This window comes from Streptantibioticus cattleyicolor NRRL 8057 = DSM 46488 (assembly GCF_000240165.1).
Classification (GTDB): domain Bacteria; phylum Actinomycetota; class Actinomycetes; order Streptomycetales; family Streptomycetaceae; genus Streptantibioticus; species Streptantibioticus cattleyicolor.
Window position 1 is genome coordinate 5,313,481 of record NC_017586.1, and the last position, 17,698, is coordinate 5,331,178.

Below are 17,698 nucleotides of genomic sequence, written 5' to 3' on the forward strand. Positions count from 1 at the left end.
CCCCTCACATCCGGAAGACACCGAAGCCGCCGCGCACGCCCTCCACCGGCGCGCTGTGCGCCGCCGACAGACACAGCCCCAGCACGGTGCGGGTGTCCCGGGGGTCGATCACCCCGTCGTCGTAGAGCCGGCCGGACAGGAACAACGGCAGCGACTCCGCCTCGATCCGCTGCTCCACCATCGCCCGCAGCGCCGCGTCGGCCTCCTCGTCGTACGGCTTGCCGCGCGCCGCCGCCGACTGCCGGGCCACGATCGACAGCACCCCGGCGAGCTGGGCCGGCCCCATCACCGCCGACTTGGCGGTGGGCCAGGCGAACAGGAACCGCGGCTCGTACGCCCGCCCGCACATCCCGTAGTGGCCGGCCCCGTAACTCGCCCCGATCAGCAGCGAGATGTGCGGCACCCGGGAGTTGGCGACCGCGTTGATCATCTGGGCGCCGTGCTTGATGATGCCGCCCTGCTCGTACTCCTTGCCGACCATGTAGCCGGTGGTGTTGTGCAGGAAGATCAGCGGGATGTCACGCTGGTTGGCCAACTGGACGAACTGCGCCGCCTTCTGCGACTCGGCGCTGAACAGCACCCCCCGCGCGTTGGCCAGCACCCCCACCGGATAGCCGTGCAGCCGCGCCCACCCGGTGACCAGGCTCGGCCCGTACAACGGCTTGAACTCGTCGAACTCCGAACCGTCCACCACCCGCACGATCACCTCACGCGGATCGAACGGGGTCCGCAGGTCCGGCGGTACGACGTCCAGCAGCTCCTCGGCGTCGAAGAGCGGCTCGGGGTAGTCGTCGGCGGGCGGCGGGCCCTGCTTGCGCCAGTTGAGCCGGGCGACCACCCGGCGGGCGGTGCGCAGCGCGTCCGGCTCGTCCAGCGCGAAGTGGTCGGCGAGGCCGGAGACCCGGGCGTGCATCTCGGCGCCGCCCAGCGACTCGTCGTCGCTCTCCTCCCCGGTGGCCATCTTCACCAGCGGCGGCCCGCCCAGGAAGACCTTGGAGCGCTCCTTGACCATGATCACGTGGTCGGACATCCCCGGCACGTAGGCGCCGCCCGCCGTGGAGTTGCCGAAGACCACGGCGACGGTGGGGATGCCGGCCGCCGAGAGCCGGGTCAGGTCCCGGAAGAGCGCGCCGCCGGGTATGAAGATCTCCTTCTGGCCGGTGAGGTCGGCGCCCCCGGACTCCACCAGGTTGACCACCGGCAACCGGTTGGCCAACGCGATCTCGTCGGCCCGCAGCGCCTTCCTCAGCGTCCACGGGTTGCTCGCCCCGCCGCGCACCGTCGGGTCGTTGGCGGTGATCAGGCACTCGGTGCCCTCGATCACCCCGATGCCGGTGACCAGCGAGGCGCCCACCGGGTACTCGCTGCCCCAGCCGGCCAGCGGGGACAGCTCCAGGAACGGGGAGTCGGGGTCGACCAGCAGCTCGACACGCTCCCGGGCGAGCAGCTTGCCGCGCCCGTGGTGGCGCTCGGTGTACTTGGGGCCGCCGCCGGCCAGCGCCTTGGCGTGCTCCGCCTCGATCTCGGCGAGCTTGGCCAGCACCGCCGCCCGGTTCTCCGCCGCGGTCACCGGCGCTCCTCCCGGCGCGGGGCGCGGCCGGCGCCCGGCGGGCCGGCGAACGCCTGGGCGACGGTCAGCCACCGCCGCGCGTCCGGACCCTGGGCGCGCACCGCGAGGTCGTCGGGGTGGCGGCGCCGGGTGACCAGCAGGCAGAAGTCGAGCGCCGGGCCGGTCACCCGCTGTACGGCGTCGGGCGGCCCGAAGGTCCACGACCCGCCGCCGGGCGAGGTCAGCTCGACCCGGAACTCCTCGTCCGGCGGCGTCAGTTGGTGCGCGGCGAAGGCGTAGTCGCGGGCCCGCACCCCGATCCGGGCCACATGGCGCAGCCGCTCGGTGGGGATCCGGTGGACCCCGAGGGCGTCGGCCACGTCCTGCCCGTGCGCCCAGGTCTCCATCAGCCGGCCGGTGGCCATCGAGGCGACGCCCATCGGCGGCCCGAACCACGGCAGCCGGACCCCCGGCTGCTGGGCGCGCAGCACGCCGAGCAGCCGGGCGCGGCCGGACCGCCAGCGGGCCAGCAGTTCCCCGGGCGGCTCGGCGGCCCCGGCCCGCGCCGCCTCGTCCACGAAGCCGGCCGAGGCGGTGAAGGCGTCCCGGGTCCGCGTCACGAAGGCGTCCGGATCCGTGGCGGAGAGCACCGCCTGCTCGTCGGTCCAGGCCAGATGGGCGATCTGGTGGGCGATGGTCCACCCCGGGGCCGGGGTCGGCGCCGACCAGCGGTGCGGTGCCAGCCCGGCGACGAGCCGGTCGAGCACGTCGCCCTCGTCCCGCAGGTCGTCCAGTACGGCGGCGGTCGGCGTGGTACCCGGTTCGGTCACGTGTGCCCCTCGGGGGAGGTCGGGTCGGCGGTCGTGGTCGGGTCGGCGCTGCGGGCAGCGTGGCACCCGGCAGCGGAACAATCAAGCGTGCTTGCATGATTTTTGGCCAACGCCCGCCGCGGTGATCGAAGATCGGACGACGCTCGTCGGCCGACACCCAGGGGTGGGAGAAACCGTGCACACACTCGACGCCGTACAGGTCTTACAGCTCATACCCGTCGCCGTCGCCGCCGGCTGGATCGACGCGGTGGTCGGCGGCGGCGGACTGCTCTCCACGCCCGCCCTGCTGGTGGCGCTCCCCACGGTGCCCACCGCCACCGTGCTGGGGACCAACAAGCTCGTCGCCATCACCGGGACCACCTCGGCGGCGGTCACCTACACCCGGCGCACCGGGGTCGACTGGAAGTTCGTCGGACTGGCCGCCGCCGTCGCGCTGCCCGCCGCCTCCGGTGGCGCCCTGCTCGCCACCACCCTGCCCAGCACCGTCTTCCGGCCGGTCATCATGGTGGCGCTGCTGACGGTCGGCCTGTTCGTCACCCTCCGGCCGGACTTCGGGCGCACCCACACCCCGGTCCGGATGACCCCCGGCAAGGCCACCGCCGCCGCCGTGCTCACCGGGGCCTGCATCGGCTTCTACGACGGCGTCATCGGCTCGGGCACCGGCACCTTCCTGATCATCACCTTCCTGCTGGTACGCGGCGCCGACTTCCTGCACGGCTCGGCGATGGCCAAAGTCGTCAACGTGGGAACCAACCTCGGTGCCCTGGTCGTCTTCATCGTGCAAGGCCATGTCCTGTGGCCGCTCGGCGCCGCCATGGCCGTGGGGAACGTCACCGGAGGCGCACTGGGCGCCCGGATGGCCCTCAAGCGCGGGGCCTCCTTCGTCCGGTACGCCCTGCTGGTCGTGGTGGTCGGGCTGTGCGCCAAGCTCGGTTACGACCAGTGGGGGTGACGGGCAACCGCGCCGGACGGCTCGCCGCCGCCGGTCAGGGCGGCTATGGTCGCTTTGCGGAGACTGCGCAATCGCATCAGGGGTAGGCGCCCTGACGCCTCCTTTGCCGTTGAGAGGATGACGTCGTGGCCGTGTTCCTGCTCGGAATCGGCGCCGCGTGCTGCTTGGGGGTCGGCTTCGTCCTCCAGCAACGGGCGGCCCAGCGCGCCCCGTTGGCCGACTTCCTCTCCTTCCGGCTCCTGCTCGACCTGCTGCGGATGCCGCAGTGGCTGCTGGGCATCGCCGCCATGGTGGCCGGCCAGGTGCTCGGCGCGCTCGCCCTCGCGCACGGACAGGTCTCGCTGGTCGAACCGCTCACCGCGACCAACCTGCTGTTCGCCATGGGGCTGTCACGCTGGCTCAGCAGGCAGCCGCTGGGCTTCAGCGGCTGGAGCGGGGTCGGCCTGCTCGCCCTCGGCGTGACGTCGTTCATCGTGGCCGGGCGCCCGTCCGGCGGCGGGGTGGCGGCCGGCCCGTTACGGCACTGGCTGCTCTTCGGCACCGTGGTCGGCGCCGCGATGCTCCTGACCACGCTGGCCAGGCGGCTGCGCCCGACCCTGGAGGCGGCCGTCCTCGCCCTCGCCGCCGGGCTGCTCTACGGGCTCCAGGACGCCCTCACCCGGATCTGCGGCCAGCTGGTGACCTCCGAGGGAGTCGCCCCGCTGCCGGTGCACTGGCAGCCGTACGCGGTGGTGGCCATCGGGCTGACCGGGCTGCTGCTGGTGCAGAGCGCCTTCGAGACCGCGCCGCTGCGTGCCTCGCTTCCCTCGCTCACCGCCGCCCAGCCGCTGGCCGGCATAGCCTGCGGGATCGGCTTCCTCGGCGACCGGCTCCAGGTCACCACCGGCGCGCTGGCCTGGGAGGTCGCGGGCCTCGCCGCGATCGTGGCCGGCATCGTCCTCCTCGGCCGCCACCGCTGCCTGCCCGAAGGCCCCTCCGCGCAGCGCCCGGAGGAACCCGCGGTGGGCCAGCGCGCCGGGCTGTGACCGGCCCGGCCTACCGGCGCCCCGGCGGAACGTACACCGACCACCCGGCGACCACCGGCGACCCGGTGAGCGCCCGGCGCCGCCAGCCGGGCGCGTAACCGGGCGCCGGACCGCCCGGCGGCACCAGGACGGCCACCGCCTCGTGCTCCGCCGCCCGCACCACCTCCGGCCCCGACGCGGCCGAGGCGTCGCTGCGCGGGTTGCCGGTGACCGTGGAGGCGCAGCCGGCCTGGTACGCGATCGGCTGGGTGTCGCCGGCAAGCAGACACGGCGGACGCACCCCCGCCCGCCGCACCGCCTCCGCGAGCGCCCGGTACTCCCCGGTGTTGCGCTTCGCGGAGGCGATCTGCCGGTGCAGGATCCGCTCCTGCACCCAGCCGTGGCCCGCCAGCAACGCCACCGCGACCACGGCCGCCGCCAGCCGGACGGGGGTGCGCCCGGCCCGTACCCACGCCGCCCCCGAGGTCAGCAGCGCCGCCACCGGCAACGCCAGCAACGCGTACGCCGGAAGCAGGAAACGCGGCGCCGAGTAGGAGATCAGGAAGAGGTACGGCACCGACAGCGACACCGCGCACGCCACCGGCAGCACCGCGGTCGCCGCCCGCCCCGCCCGTACCGCCACCACGGTGCCCACCACCGCCAGCACCGCCAGCGCCGGCCACCACGCCGCGTCCACCGGCGCCGGATAGCGCGTGTCGCAGGGACGGCACAGCAACGGGCCGTCCACGCTGCGCAGGGCGTTGGCCAGGTTCCACGACCACCGCATGCCGCCCTCGATCGCGCTGGAGTCGGCGAGCCGCTCGGTCACCCCGCCGAACCGGACGTACGCCTCCACGACCCACTCCGCCAGCCCCGCCAGCGCCCCGGCGACCACCGCCGCGGCCACCCGCCACCGCCGCCACGGCCGCACCACGGCCACCGCCACCAGCAACGGCAGCGCCAGCCACGCCCCGTCCGGCGCCCGCACCAGCGTCGGCCACGCCACCGAGAACGCCAGCCCGGCGAGGACCGGCGCCCCCGCCCGCTCACCGCGTACCGCCCGCAGCAGGAAACCGGCCGCCGCCACCGCCCCGAAGGCCACCCACAGATTGGGCATTATCTGCGGGCCGTACTCCACGCTCACCCACAACGTCCCGAACAGCAGCGCCGCCACCGCCGGCGTCCAGGCGCCCAGCAACGGCCGCCACACCGCGAACGCCGCGTACAGCGCCAGCCCCGACAGCACCGTCAGGAAGACCCGCAGCACCGCCGGGTCCGAGGTGAACAACGCCACCGGAGCCCCCAGCAGCGTCACCCCCCGCGACCGCGGCGCGCTGAACCACGCGGCCGGGGCGCGCGGATCGACCTGCGAGAAGTAGATCGACTCGTCCCAGGCGAGCGGGTGTCCGGGGGCGGCGAGCAGCAACTGCGCCAGCGTGTAGCACAGCGCCGCCGCGATCAGCGGCCAGCGGTTCGGACGGCGCACGCCTGGCGCGCCGACGGACGCGGCACGGTACGCCAGGCTTCCGGCGACGGTCATGGGACGGCTCCTGTCGGCGGGGTGAACCGCTGCATTCTCGCCGACCCGGGTGAACGCCTCGTCACCCGCCGCCCGCGCTACCGTCCGAAGTGGTCCATCGGGAGCGCGTCGGAGGACAGCATCTCCTGGGTGAACGGGGTCACCAGCTCGGTCAGGCGTTCCACGGCGTCCTGTCCGAGGTGGCGGTAGGGGGCGAAGGCCAGCCGGTCGGTGTCGGCCTCGATCGCGCGGCGCAGCTCCTGCCCGTGCTCGGTCAGGTCGCCGGCCTCGTCCAGCAGCCCGCGCTCCCGCAGCCGGTCCTCGGCGTCGGCCCACTGCCGCGCGGTCCACCCCCGGGTGGTCTGGAAGAAGTGCGGGGTGAACCCCTTGCCGGTCGCCGAGTGCGTCACCAGGGCCTCCAGGCCGTCCAGCTCGGCCTGGACGAGGGCGGCGATGTGGCCGTCACCGCGGTGCTCACGCAGCAGGGTGACGGCGTGCCACAACGCCAGGTGCGGGGCGTCGGGGGCCGGCAGGTCCGCGTTGGCCGCGTACAGCGGCCTGCCCGGCCGCTCGCACGCCTCGGTGGCCCGCAGCGCCAGCTCGGCGGTCTCCGCCATCCGCCGCGAGGCGATCACCTCGGGGCCGAGCAGCCGGGTGAGGTACTTGTCGGTGATCCGCACCCGGGTCTCCAGCACCCGCTCGGGGGCGGCGGCCTGCCAGGCGCGCGGGATGTGGTGCCCCACCAGCGCGGGGCTGAAGTTGTAGAACGTGGCCGTCACCACCCCCGCCCCCACCGCCCCCATCGGCGCGGCCCGCCCGGCGAAGTAGGCCATCGACCCCGCCTCCAGCCCGAGCGCGGCGAACTCCTCGTCGTGCTCCGGGGCGAAGTAGAAGGCGGAGTGGAGCGGGTTGAGGGCGTTGTAACAGCGGCGGGAGGCCCGTAGGGAGAGTGTCGTCATGCCGTCACATTACGGTCACGCTCGCGCTGGCGGTCAGCCATTACCTCCTCGGGGTTCGCCAGATTCCGCTCTCGTCGTGGCTGGCGTCAGGGATGTTTCCCCCCGCCCACCCGTGGCTGTGTTCGTACAGTGCGGGATGCGCACTGTCTGCCTGGGTTTCCGGGGGCCCTCCGGGGTGAGGGTTCGCTCGCGCTGGCGGTCAGCCATTACCTCCTCGGGGTTCGCCAGATTCCGCTCTCGTCGTGGCTGGCGTCAGGGATGTTTCCCCCCGCCCACCCGTGGCTGTCATCGCATAGCGCGGGGTGCGCACTGTCTGCCTTGGTTCCCGGGGGCCCTCCGGGGTGACTCCTCGCTCCCCGTATCCGCCAAGGCTGGGCTCCGGCTGCTGGGTCGCTGCGGGGACACCCCTGCACGCCCCCGTTCTGTTGCGTTCCGCGCTGCGGCACGGAGGGGGTGAGAAAAAGATCGGGGTGACCCCAACCTCCTATCTCACCCTCTCCCGCGAAGAGAGGCACCCGCACGACGGCGGAAGGGGGTGTGTCGGGGGTGTCCCCGCAGCGACCCAGTAGCCGGAGCGCAAGTGTGGGGGATACGGGGAGCGAGGAGTCACCCCCGGCGCGCCCCCGACCCCGTACCGGCAATAGGCGAAGCCCCCGGTGCCGAACCAAACCAAAACCCACCCCCACCCCCCACCGGGCAGGGGCGAACGGGGGCCACCCCGGAAACCTGGAACGGGCGAACCGGCCACGGAGGAATGGTTGGCCGCCAGCGCTGGCGAAGCGTTAGGAGGGCCAGGTGAAGTGGGGTGGGCGGCGTTCGAGGAAGGCGGTGACCCCTTCGGTGCGGTCGTCGCTCAGCCGCGCGTGCTCGCGCCAGCGGCGGACGACTTCGTCGTCCGCCACACCCCGTACCGCCATCGCGGTGAACTCCTTCGCCGCCGCCTGGGTCAGCAGGGACCGACCGGCCAGCGTGGCGGTGAGGGCGGCGACGCGCGCGTCGAGGGCGGGGGCGTCCCAGACCTCGTCGACGAGTCCGGTCCGCAGGGCGCGCTGCGCGTCGATCAACTCGGCGGAGAACAGCAGGTACTTGGCGGTCGACGGCCCGACCAGGCCGACCAGGCGGCGGGTGGTGGAGGCCGGGTAGACGATGCCGAGTCTGGCCGGGGTGACCCCGAATCGCGCGTCGGCGGCGGCCAGCCGCAGGTCGCAGGCGGCGGCGAGCTGGCAGCCGCCGCCCACGCAGTAGCCGCGGACCACGGCCACCGTCGGCTTGGGAAAGGCGGCCAGCGCCTCCTCGGCCTCCACCGCGGCGTGCTGCGCGCCGTCGCCGCCGTCCCGCAGCCCCGCGATGTCCGCCCCGGCGCAGAAGGTGCCGCCCTCGCCGGTGAGTACCAGGACGCGTACCGACCGGTCGGCGGCGAGCCGTTCGAGCAGCGGGGGCAGTTCCCGCCACATCGTCAGGGTCATGGCGTTGCGCTTGGCGGGGTTGCTGATCGTGACGACGGCGGTGGCGCCGTCCTGGGCGGTCAGCAGGCCGGGCTCTGTCATGCGTGGGTCCTCCTGGCCGGTGGGAAAGGGGAGTTCGGTGGTCGGCGGGATCCTAACGGGCGCCTCCGGCGGATCGGCGGGCGCTCCCGATCGGCTACCCAGCGTGACGGACCGGTGGTCGCCGAAAGGACGCAGAGTGTCGCAGAATCGTTCCGCCGATCACCGCGTACGATCCTCGCCACACCAAAAGGCGTCAAAAGGTACAGACTTACGGTCTCCTGGCCGACCGGACCGCTCGGTGCGACCACCATCGGGGAAGCCAGGCGGTTCCGCCCGCGTCCCCGCCCGGGGCGCACGGCGGTCCGCGGGGAACGTCACATGAGGACGGTTACGTCATGGCGGTCAGCGGGAGAACCCCGCACGATCCGGTCCCGGCGCCGTCGGCGCGCCCGGCGGACGGCTCGCCCGCGCCGGGGAGCGTTCCGCCGCCGTACCGGAGCGGGCCCGTGCACGGAGCGGCGGGCGCGGCCTACGGGCCCCCGCCGCCGGGACCGCGCGCGGCGGACGAGCGGTCCGGCCCCGGGCGCGGGGACGGCACCGGGCCGGCGCACTGCCCGTACGCGGGCGTATGGCGCTACACCGTCCCCGCGGTGGACTCCACGGTGCCCCGGCTGCGCCACACGGTGCGCGAGCTGCTGCTCGCCCACCGGGTGCCGGCCGCCCCGGAGACCGTGGACGGTGTGCTGCTGATCCTGTCCGAGCTGGTCACCAACGCCGTGCGGCACGCGGCCGTGCTCTCCCCGCTGGTCACCGCGGAGGTCGCGGTCACCGCCGGCTGGGTGCGCGTCGCGGTGGCCGACGACCACCCCTACCGGCCCAAGGCGCTCCAGGCCGACCACGCGCGCACCGGCGGACGCGGACTGCTGCTGGTGAAGGCGGTCACCGCGGAGGCGGGCGGGGTGTGTGACGTCGAGCACACCGCGGCGGGCGGCAAGGTCGTCTGGGCCGCGCTGCCGCTGTGACCGGCGGTCACCAGCCCGCCGACGCCCCGGTCAGCTCCCGTACCGCGGGCAGCGCCGCGTCCAGCACCGTGCCGAACCACGCCGACAGCGTTGTCGTCCCGCGCAGCTCGGCCAGCTCGGCCGGGGTCACGAAGACGGTCTCGCAGACCTCCTCCGGATCCGGCCGCAACGGCGCCCGTACCACCCCGACGAACAGGTGGTTGAACTCCTGCTCCACCAGCCCCGACGCCGGATCGGGATGGTTGTAGCGGACGGTGCCGGCCTCGCGCAGCAGGGCGGGGGCCGCCCCCAGCTCCTCCGCGGTGCGCCGGGCGGCGGCCACGAACGGCGCCTCACCGGGGTAGGGGTGACCGCAGCAGGTGTTCGACCAGACCCCGGGGGAGTGGTACTTCCCCAGCGCGCGGCGCTGCATCAGCAGCCGGCCGGCGTCGTCGAAGAGGAAGACCGAGAACGCCCGGTGCAGCCGCCCCGGAGGCTGATGGGCCGAGAGCTTCTCGGCCGTGCCGATCGTCACGCCGGCCTCGTCCACCAGCTCCAGCAGGATCGCTTCTCCGCTGTCGCCCCCGAGGGGCGCGTCAGCCGCGGTGTCTGAGGTCCGGCCGGTTGCGGAACTGATCGGCATGGCCATCCTTTGCTGTCGACGTACGAGGCGCGAGGGGCCCGCCGACGCGCGGCGGGCAGGCCCTCAGTCTGCCGCACCCCCGGTCACCCCCATACCCTGCACCCCGCCGATCACCCCCGATTCGGCAACTCGCGCGGTCACCGGCCACCGCGAGTGCGCGCCGGAGCGCCCCGCCCGCTACCCTCTGCGGGCCGGACCCCTCGGCCCGGCTGCCCTCGGCTCGCCTCAGGGCAGGGGTGAACGTTCCCCTCAGGGGTGGGGTGAACGTGCGGTGAACGCGCACCCCGGGGGATCCGATAGCCTCAGCCGTCGAGCCCGCTCCGAACCCGCCGGGGCGGGAGCCGCCGCACGGCGGCCACGGGGGGCCGACGCCACGCGGGGCAGCGCCTTCGTCATCAGGGAGTGAGTTCGTCTGACGACCGCCATCCTCACCGGCCCGCCGGTCGCGGCCTCGCCGCTCGATGACGACCTGCGCGCCCTCGGCTTCGACGTGGTACGGGCCGACGGCCCCGGCGAGCTGGCCGACCGGCTCGCCGCCGTCCCCGCCGGCGCCCGGGTCGCCGTGGTGGACCCGCGGTTCGTCGGCCACCGGCACGCCCTGCGGCTGGCCCTGACCGACCCCCGCTTCCCGGCCGGCGCGGTGCCCGGCGCGCTCGGCGTGGCCCCCGAAGGGCGCCCCGCCCTGCAGCGCGCGGTGACCTCGCTCACCCGCCCCGCCCCGGTGCCGGCCACGAGCGTACCGGCGGGCTCCGGAGCCCCCGCGCCGGCCGCCGCCGACGCCACCGTGCCCGCCCAGACCCGTACCTCCCGGCCCCGCCCCACCGACCTGCCCGGCGTCCTCGCCGAGCGGCTGGCCGACGCCGGGGTCGCGGTCCACCAGGTCGACCTCGGGGTGCTCACCGCCACCGTCCCGGCCGACGAGGCCGCGCGGACCGCGGCGGCCGAGGCGGTCGCCGCGGTGGACGACGAACGGGTCCGGCTGCGCTCGGCGGTCAAGTCCCGGGACGGCTTCTTCACCACCTTCTGCATCAGCCCCTACTCGCGCTACCTGGCGCGCTGGTGCGCCCGCCGCGGGCTCACCCCCAACCAGGTCACCACCGCCTCGCTGCTGGTCGCCCTGGTCGCGGCGGGGTGCGCGGCCACCGGCACCCGGCCCGGCTTCGTGGCCGCCGGGGTGCTGCTGATCGCCTCCTTCGTGCTGGACTGCACCGACGGCCAGCTCGCCCGCTACTCCCTGCGCTACTCCACCCTCGGCGCCTGGCTGGACGCCACCTTCGACCGGGTCAAGGAGTACGCCTACTACGCGGGGCTGGCGATCGGCGCCGCCCATATGGCCGGCCACCACGACGACGTGTGGGCGCTCGCCCTGGGCGCGATGGTGCTCCAGACCTGCCGGCACGTGGTCGACTTCGCGTTCACCGAGGCCAACCACGACGCCACCGCCAACACCAGCCCCACCGCCGCCCTCTCCGACCGGCTCGACAGCGTCGGCTGGACGGTGTGGGCCCGCCGCATGATCGTGCTCCCCATCGGCGAACGCTGGGCCATGATCGCCGTGCTCACCGCGGTCACCACCCCGCGCGTCGTCTTCCTCGTGCTGCTGATCGGCTGCGCGCTGGCCGCCTGCTACACCACCGCCGGCCGGGTGCTGCGCTCGCTGACCCGGCGGGCCCGCCGCACCGACCGGGCCGCCGTGGCCCTGGCCGACCTGGCCGACAGCGGTGCGCTCGCGCGGCTGCTCGCGCGCCCGGTGCGGGGGCTCCCGCCGTTCGGCGCGCCGGCGTGCGCCCTGCTCGGCTCGGCGGTGGCGGTGGCCACCGCCTGGCTGGCCCCGGCGGGCAGCTGGTGGCCGGTGCTCGGCGCCGCCTGCTACGTGGTGATCTCCGGGATCGCCGTCGCCGCGCCGCTGAAGGGGGCGCTCGACTGGCTCGTGCCGCCGTTCTTCCGCGCCGCGGAGTACACCGTGATCCTGGCGCTCGCCGCGCGCTCCGGCGTACCCGGTGCGCTTCCGGCGGCGTTCGGCCTGGTGGCGGCGGTCGCCTACCATCACTACGACACGGTGTACCGCATACGCGGCGGCACCGGTGCGCCGCCGCGAGCCCTGATCCGGGCCATCGGCGGGCACGAGGGGCGGTTGCCGGCCGTCACCGTGCTGGCCGCGCTGCTCGCGCACACCCACGCTCTCACTACGGCGCTGGCGGCCCTGGCCGGGATTCTGGCGCTGGTGGTGCTCACCGAGTCCATCCGTTTCTGGATCTCGGCCGGAGCACCCGCGGTACACGACGAAACAGGAGAACCCACATGATCGGCCTCGTGCTGGCGGCCGGCGCCGGACGGCGTCTGCGCCCCTACACCGACACCCTGCCGAAGGCCCTCGTCCCCGTCGACGGCGAGACCACCGTGCTCGACCTCACGCTGGGCAACTTCGCCGAGGTCGGTCTGACGGACGTGGCCGTGGTCATCGGGTACCGCGGCGAGGCCGTGCGCGAGCGCCAGGCCGCGCTGGAGAAGAAGTACGGCGTCAAGCTCCACCTGGTCGTCAACGACAAGGCCGAGGAGTGGAACAACGCCTACTCGCTGTGGTGCGCCCGGGACGTCCTCAAGGAGGGCGTGATCCTGGCCAACGGCGACACCGTCCACCCGGTCTCGGTGGAGCAGACCCTGCTCGGGGCCCGCGGCGCCGGGCGCGAGATCGTCCTCGCCCTCGACACGGTCAAGAAGCTGGCCGACGAGGAGATGAAGGTCGTCACCGCCGACGGCCAGGGGGTGCGCCGGATCACCAAGCTGATGGACCCGGCCGAGGCCACCGGTGAGTACATCGGCGTCACCCTCATCGAGCCGCAGGCCGCCGAGGCGCTGGCCGACGCGCTGAAGGCCACCTTCGAGCGCGACCCGCAGCTGTACTACGAGGACGGCTACCAGGAGCTGGTGAACCGCGGCTTCCAGGTCGACGTCGCCCCGATCGGCGAGGTCTCCTGGGTGGAGATCGACAACCACGACGACCTCGAGCGGGCCCGGGAGATCGCGTGCCAGTACTGACCCGGCTGATCCCCTCGCCGGTGGTCGTCGACATCCGGGGCGGCGCCCTGGACGACCTGGCGGGGCTCCTCGCCGACCAGCGGATCTCCAGCTCCGGCAAGCTCGCCGTGGCGATCAGCGGCGGCTCCGGTGCCGCCTTGCGGGAACGGCTCTCCCCGGCGCTGCCCGGCGCCGACTGGTACCCGGTGGCGGACGGCACCATCGACTCCGCCGTCAAGCTCGCCGACGCCATGCGCGGCAAGCACTACGACGCGGTGGTGGGCCTCGGCGGCGGCAAGATCATCGACGCCGCCAAGTACGCCGCCGCCCGGGTCGGCCTGCCGATGGTCGCGGTGGCGACCAACCTGTCGCACGACGGCATCTGCTCGCCGGTCTCCATCCTCGACAACGACAACGGCCGCGGCTCCTACGGGGTGCCCACGCCGATCGCGCTCGTGGTCGACCTGGACGTGATCCGGCGGGCCCCGTCCCGGTTCGTCCGCTCCGGGATCGGCGACGCCATCTCCAACATCTCGGCCATCGCCGACTGGGAGCTGTCGCACCGGGAGACCGGCGAGCCGATCGACGGGCTCGCCGCCGCGATGGCCCGGGCGGCCGGCGAGTCGGTGCTGCGCCACCCCGGCGGCGCGGAGGACGACGGCTTCCTCACCACGCTCGCCGAGGGCCTGGTGCTCTCCGGCATCGCCATGTCGATCAGCGGTGACACCCGGCCCTCGTCCGGCGCCTGCCACGAGATCAGCCACGCCTTCGACCTGCTCTTCCCCAAGCGGTCGGCGCTCCACGGCGAGCAGGTCGGCCTCGGTGCCGCCTTCGCCATGCATCTGCGGGGGGCGGCCGAGGAGGCGGCCCAGATCGCCGAGGTGCTGCGCCGGCACCGGCTGCCGGTGCTCCCGGGCGAGATCGGCTTCTCCGACGAGGAGTTCGTCTCCGCGGTGGGCTTCGCCCCGCAGACCCGCCCCGGGCGCTACACCATCCTGGAACACCTCGACCTGGACACCGACGCGATCAGGGATGCGTACGCGGACTATGTCAAAGCCATCGGTAGCTGAACTGCGCCCGGTCGTCCACCCGGCCGGTGTCAAGGACCGGCGCAGCGGTGAACACTGGGCCGGGCGCATGTACATGCGGGAGATCTCGCTGCGGATCACCCGTCAGCTGGCGCGCACCCGGGTCACGCCCAACCAGCTGACCGGCCTGATGACCGTCTGCGGTGTGCTGGCCGCCCCGGCGCTGCTGGTGCCGGGGATCGGCGGCGCCGTGCTCGGGGTGCTGATGGTCCAGCTCTACCTGCTGCTCGACTGCGTCGACGGCGAGCTGGCGCGGTGGAAGAAGCAGTTCTCGCTCTCCGGGGTCTACCTGGACCGGGTCGGGGCCTATCTGTGCGACGCCGCGGTGCTGGTCGGCTTCGGCCTGCGCGCGGCCGACCTGTGGGGCTCCGGGCGGATCGACTGGCTGTGGGCCTTCCTCGGCACCCTCGCCGCCCTCGGCGCCATACTGATCAAGGCCGAGACCGACCTGGTCGGCGTCGCCCGGCACAACGGCGGGCTGCCGCCGGTGAAGGAGGCGGCGGCCGAGCCGCGTTCGTCCGGGATGGCGCTGGCCCGCAAGGCGGCCTCGGCGCTCAAGTTCCACCGGCTGGTGCTGGGCATCGAGGCGTCCTTGCTGATCCTGCTGCTGTCGGTCGCCGACACCGTCCGGGGCGGGCTGTTCTTCACCCGGCTCGGGGTCGCGGTGCTGGCCGCGATCGCGGTGCTGCAGACGCTGCTCCACCTGGTGTCCGTCCTCGTCTCCAGCAGGCTGCGGTGAGCGCGGCCGGCCTGCGGCTCGGCGCGGTGGTGCTCACCATGGGCGACCGCCCCGCCGAGCTGCGCGCGCTGCTGGAGTCGGTCGCCAAGCAGGACGGCGAACCGGTGGCCACCGTGGTGGTCGGCAACGGCACCCCGCTGCCCGAACTCCCGCCCGGCACCCGGACCGTGGAGCTCGCCGAGAACCTCGGCATCCCGGGCGGGCGCAACGTCGGCGTCGAGGCGTTCGGCACCGGCGGCGAGGAGGTCGACGCCGTCCTCTTCCTCGACGACGACGGCCTGCTGGCCCGCCAGGACACCGCGGAGCTGGTCCGGGCCGCCTTCGCCGCCGACCCCGGGCTGGGCATCATCAGCTTCCGCATCGTCGACCCGGTCAGCGGCACCACCCAGCGCCGGCACGTCCCCCGGCTGCGGGCCTCCGACCCGATGCGCTCCTCGCGGGTGACCACCTTCCTCGGCGGTGCCTGCGCGGTGCGCACCGCGGTGCTGCGGCAGGTCGGCGGGCTGCCGGACGAGTTCTTCTACGCCCACGAGGAGACCGACCTGGCCTGGCGGGCGCTGGACGCCGGGTGGTCCATCGAGTACCGGTCCGACCTGGTGCTGGAGCACCCGGCGACCCCGCCGAGCCGGCACGCGGTCTACCACCGGCTGGTGGCCCGCAACCGGGTGTGGCTGGCCCGGCGCAACCTGCCCGCCCCGCTGGTCCCGCTCTACCTGGGCACCTGGATCGCGCTGACGCTGGCCCGCCGCCCCGCCCCGGCGGCGCTGCGTGCCTGGCTGGGCGGGTTCAAGGAGGGCTGGGCCACCCCCTGCGGCCCGCGCCGCCCGATGAAGTGGCGTACGGTTTTCCGGCTGACCCGACTGGGCCGACCTCCCATCATCTGACAAGCTCGGATGGACAAGCATCGGGCGCAGCCGGGATCCCGCCCCGGCGACGCGTCATTGAGGACGAAAGTGTCAACTGTGAGCGATACCACCCACGAGGGCACGGTCGCCGTGAGCACCGCACCGGCGCCCTCGCCGGACGACGGCCTGAGTCCGGGCGAGCTGGCCGAGAAGTACGGCCTGTCGGTGAGCGGCGCCCGGCCCGGCCTTCCGGAGTACGTGCGCCAGTTGTGGGGCCGCCGGCACTTCATCGCCGCCTACTCGATGGCCAAGCTGAGCGCGCAGTTCACCAAGGCCCGGCTGGGCCAGTTGTGGAACGTGATGACGCCGCTGCTCAACGCGGCGGTCTACTGGCTGATCTTCGGCGTGCTGCTCGGTACCGACCACGGCATCGACAACTTCATCGCCTATCTGGTCACCGGCATCTTCGTGTTCACCTTCACGCAGTCCTCGATCCTGGCGGGGACCCGGGCGATCTCCGACAACCTGGGCCTGGTGCGCGCGCTGCACTTCCCGCGGGCCTGTCTGCCGATCTCGGTCACCCTCATCCAGCTCCAGCAACTGCTGTACTCGATGGTGGTGCTGGTGGCCATCGTGCTGATGACCGGCGAGGTCCCGCAGATGTCGTGGCTGCTGATCATCCCGTCGCTGCTGTTGCAGTCGGTGTTCAACATCGGCGCCGCGATGTTCGTCGCCCGGGTGGGCAGCAAGCTGACCGACCTCACGCAGCTGATGCCGTTCCTGCTGCGCACCTGGATGTACGTCTCGGGCGTCTTCTACAGCATCAACAACGTCGCCAAGCACCTGCCGCACTGGGTGTCGGTGGTGCTCGACGTCAATCCGGCCGCCGTCTACATCGACCTGATGCGGTACGCCATGATCGACAGCTTCACCTCGGCGCAGCTGCCGCACCACGTGTGGATCGCGGCGGTGGCCTGGGCGGCGGTCGCCGGTGTCGGGGGCTTCGTGTTCTTCTGGAAGGCTGAGGAGCAGTACGGCCGTGGCTGAGACCAGCGCCGGACCGGCGCAGAGTAAGGACGGGGCCCGGGTGCCCACCGTCATCGTGGACGACCTGCACATCGTCTACCGGGTGCACGGCGCCGGCAGCGGCAAGGGGAGCGCCACCGCGGCCCTCAGCCGCATCGTGCAGCGCCGGAACTCGCCGAGCGTGCGTGAGGTGCACGCGGTGCGCGGGGTGAGCTTCGTGGCCTACCGGGGCGAGGCGATCGGGCTGATCGGCTCCAACGGCTCGGGCAAGTCCACCATGCTGAAGGCGATCGCGGGGCTGCTGCCGGCCGAGCGCGGCAAGGTCTACACCGACGGCCAGCCGTCGCTGCTCGGGGTCAACGCCGCGCTGATGAACGACCTCACCGGGGAACGCAACGTCATCCTGGGCGGCCTGGCGATGGGCATGAGCTACCCCGAGGTGCGCGAGAAGTACCAGGACATCGTGGACTTCTCGGGCATCAACGAGAAGGGTGACTTCATCTCGCTGCCGATGCGTACCTATTCCTCGGGCATGGCGGCCCGGCTGCGGTTCTCCATCGCGGCGGCCAAGCGGCACGACGTGCTGATGATCGACGAGGCGCTGGCCACCGGCGACCGGTCCTTCCAGAAGCGTTCCGAGGCGCGGATCCGGGAGTTGCGCAAGGAGGCCGGCACCGTCTTCCTGGTCAGCCACAACAACAAGTCGATCCGGGACACCTGCGAACGCGTGCTGTGGCTGGAGAAGGGCGAGCTGCTGATGGACGGCCCCACCGAAGAGGTGCTGCGCGCCTACGAGGAGCACACCGGCAAGTAGTCCGGCGCCGCGGAGCCCAAGTGGGCCGCCGCGCCCGCCTGTTGGGACCGCCGCCGGCGTCCCGCGGCCCCCGCCGATCCGTTCGGCGGGGGCCGCGGGTGCGACGTGGGCCAACTCACGTGTCGGCAGGGAACATTCGGCGGCGATTCGTTGTTAGGGCCCAAGGGCGCCCCGGGCGGGCGACCCCGCCGTACGCGGCTTCGCTGTACGGCGTACGCTGGAGC

The 17,698-nt window shown here is 73.6% G+C and carries 16 protein-coding genes; 10 read left to right on the forward strand and 6 right to left on the reverse strand.

Annotated features, from left to right (window positions below; all coding sequences use genetic code 11):
- Positions 1 to 4 precede the first annotated feature (4 nt).
- Both SCATT_RS23280 and SCATT_RS23285 read right to left on the reverse strand, forming a co-directional pair.
- Complete coding sequence (locus SCATT_RS23280; protein WP_014145625.1) at positions 5 to 1,570, reverse strand: acyl-CoA carboxylase subunit beta; 1,566 nt, start codon at positions 1,568 to 1,570, stop codon at positions 5 to 7.
- A complete protein-coding gene (locus tag SCATT_RS23285; RefSeq protein WP_014145626.1) occupies positions 1,567 to 2,379 on the reverse strand; it encodes a TIGR03084 family metal-binding protein in 813 nt (270 codons plus the stop codon). The genes SCATT_RS23280 and SCATT_RS23285 overlap by 4 nt, the downstream gene beginning before the upstream one ends.
- Positions 2,380 to 2,554: 175 nt before the next feature.
- On the opposite strand from SCATT_RS23285, the gene SCATT_RS23290 reads away from it, so the two are divergent.
- Together SCATT_RS23290 and SCATT_RS23295 are read left to right on the forward strand one after the other, a co-directional pair.
- Complete coding sequence (locus tag SCATT_RS23290; protein WP_014145627.1) at positions 2,555 to 3,331, forward strand: TSUP family transporter; 777 nt, start codon at positions 2,555 to 2,557, stop codon at positions 3,329 to 3,331.
- Positions 3,332 to 3,456: 125 nt separating this feature from the next.
- Positions 3,457 to 4,356, forward strand: a complete 900-nt coding sequence (locus SCATT_RS23295; protein WP_014145628.1) for a DMT family transporter — start codon at positions 3,457 to 3,459, stop codon at positions 4,354 to 4,356.
- 10 nt (positions 4,357 to 4,366) lie between these two features.
- On the opposite strand, the gene SCATT_RS23300 is transcribed toward SCATT_RS23295, so the two are convergent.
- The 3 genes from SCATT_RS23300 to SCATT_RS23310 all read right to left on the reverse strand — a co-directional run bounded on the left by SCATT_RS23300 (position 4,367) and on the right by SCATT_RS23310 (position 8,360).
- A complete protein-coding gene (locus SCATT_RS23300; protein ID WP_014145629.1) occupies positions 4,367 to 5,875 on the reverse strand; it encodes a hypothetical protein in 1,509 nt (502 codons plus the stop codon).
- 77 nt (positions 5,876 to 5,952) lie between these two features.
- Positions 5,953 to 6,813 (reverse strand): SCO6745 family protein, encoded by an 861-nt coding sequence (locus tag SCATT_RS23305; protein WP_014145630.1) that lies wholly within the window; start codon positions 6,811 to 6,813, stop codon positions 5,953 to 5,955.
- 782 nt (positions 6,814 to 7,595) lie between these two features.
- A complete protein-coding gene (locus SCATT_RS23310; RefSeq protein WP_014145633.1) occupies positions 7,596 to 8,360 on the reverse strand; it encodes an enoyl-CoA hydratase/isomerase family protein in 765 nt (254 codons plus the stop codon).
- 446 nt (positions 8,361 to 8,806) lie between these two features.
- Between SCATT_RS23310 and SCATT_RS23315 the strand changes: the two genes are divergently transcribed.
- A complete protein-coding gene (locus SCATT_RS23315) occupies positions 8,807 to 9,322 on the forward strand; it encodes an ATP-binding protein (RefSeq protein ID WP_014628566.1) in 516 nt (171 codons plus the stop codon).
- Between the two features lie 7 nt (positions 9,323 to 9,329).
- On the opposite strand, the gene idi is transcribed toward SCATT_RS23315, so the two are convergent.
- Entirely contained in the window at positions 9,330 to 9,944 is a 615-nt protein-coding gene (gene idi / locus SCATT_RS23320; RefSeq protein ID WP_014145635.1) for an isopentenyl-diphosphate Delta-isomerase, read from the reverse strand.
- A 412-nt stretch (positions 9,945 to 10,356) separates the two neighbouring features.
- On the opposite strand from idi, the gene SCATT_RS23325 reads away from it, so the two are divergent.
- From SCATT_RS23325 to SCATT_RS23355, 7 genes are all read left to right on the forward strand, one after another.
- Positions 10,357 to 12,249, forward strand: a complete 1,893-nt coding sequence (locus tag SCATT_RS23325) for a DUF5941 domain-containing protein (RefSeq protein WP_173405749.1) — start codon at positions 10,357 to 10,359, stop codon at positions 12,247 to 12,249.
- Positions 12,246 to 12,983, forward strand: coding sequence for a phosphocholine cytidylyltransferase family protein (locus tag SCATT_RS23330; protein WP_014145637.1), 738 nt, complete (start codon positions 12,246 to 12,248; stop codon positions 12,981 to 12,983). The genes SCATT_RS23325 and SCATT_RS23330 overlap by 4 nt, the downstream gene beginning before the upstream one ends.
- A complete protein-coding gene (locus tag SCATT_RS23335; protein WP_014145638.1) occupies positions 12,971 to 14,032 on the forward strand; it encodes an iron-containing alcohol dehydrogenase family protein in 1,062 nt (353 codons plus the stop codon). Before SCATT_RS23330 ends, SCATT_RS23335 begins: the two co-directional genes overlap by 13 nt.
- Positions 14,010 to 14,789, forward strand: a complete 780-nt coding sequence (locus tag SCATT_RS23340; RefSeq protein WP_014628568.1) for a CDP-alcohol phosphatidyltransferase family protein — start codon at positions 14,010 to 14,012, stop codon at positions 14,787 to 14,789. Before SCATT_RS23335 ends, SCATT_RS23340 begins: the two co-directional genes overlap by 23 nt.
- Before the next feature lie 11 nt (positions 14,790 to 14,800).
- A complete protein-coding gene (locus tag SCATT_RS23345; RefSeq protein WP_041825197.1) occupies positions 14,801 to 15,673 on the forward strand; it encodes a glycosyltransferase family 2 protein in 873 nt (290 codons plus the stop codon).
- A 78-nt stretch (positions 15,674 to 15,751) separates the two neighbouring features.
- Positions 15,752 to 16,681 carry an ABC transporter permease gene (locus SCATT_RS23350; protein ID WP_014145641.1) on the forward strand — a complete coding sequence of 310 codons (930 nt, stop codon included), beginning with the start codon at positions 15,752 to 15,754 and terminating at the stop codon, positions 16,679 to 16,681.
- The gene (locus tag SCATT_RS23355) at positions 16,674 to 17,474 is read left to right on the forward strand and encodes an ABC transporter ATP-binding protein (protein WP_014145642.1); all 801 of its coding nucleotides are present in this window, start codon (positions 16,674 to 16,676) and stop codon (positions 17,472 to 17,474) included. Before SCATT_RS23350 ends, SCATT_RS23355 begins: the two co-directional genes overlap by 8 nt.
- Positions 17,475 to 17,698 lie beyond the last annotated feature (224 nt).

What these genes read in the sequence shown, in the direction of transcription:
- SCATT_RS23340 (WP_014628568.1), top strand. Translation starts at nt 14,010, where the DNA reads ATGTCAAAGCCATCGGTAGCTGAACTGCGCCCGGTCGTCCACCCGGCC.
- SCATT_RS23330 (WP_014145637.1), top strand. Translation starts at nt 12,246, where the DNA reads ATGATCGGCCTCGTGCTGGCGGCCGGCGCCGGACGGCGTCTGCGCCCC.
- idi (WP_014145635.1), bottom strand. Translation starts at nt 9,944, where the DNA reads ATGCCGATCAGTTCCGCAACCGGCCGGACCTCAGACACCGCGGCTGAC.
- SCATT_RS23300 (WP_014145629.1), bottom strand. Translation starts at nt 5,875, where the DNA reads ATGACCGTCGCCGGAAGCCTGGCGTACCGTGCCGCGTCCGTCGGCGCG.
- SCATT_RS23310 (WP_014145633.1), bottom strand. Translation starts at nt 8,360, where the DNA reads ATGACAGAGCCCGGCCTGCTGACCGCCCAGGACGGCGCCACCGCCGTC.
- SCATT_RS23305 (WP_014145630.1), bottom strand. Translation starts at nt 6,813, where the DNA reads ATGACGACACTCTCCCTACGGGCCTCCCGCCGCTGTTACAACGCCCTC.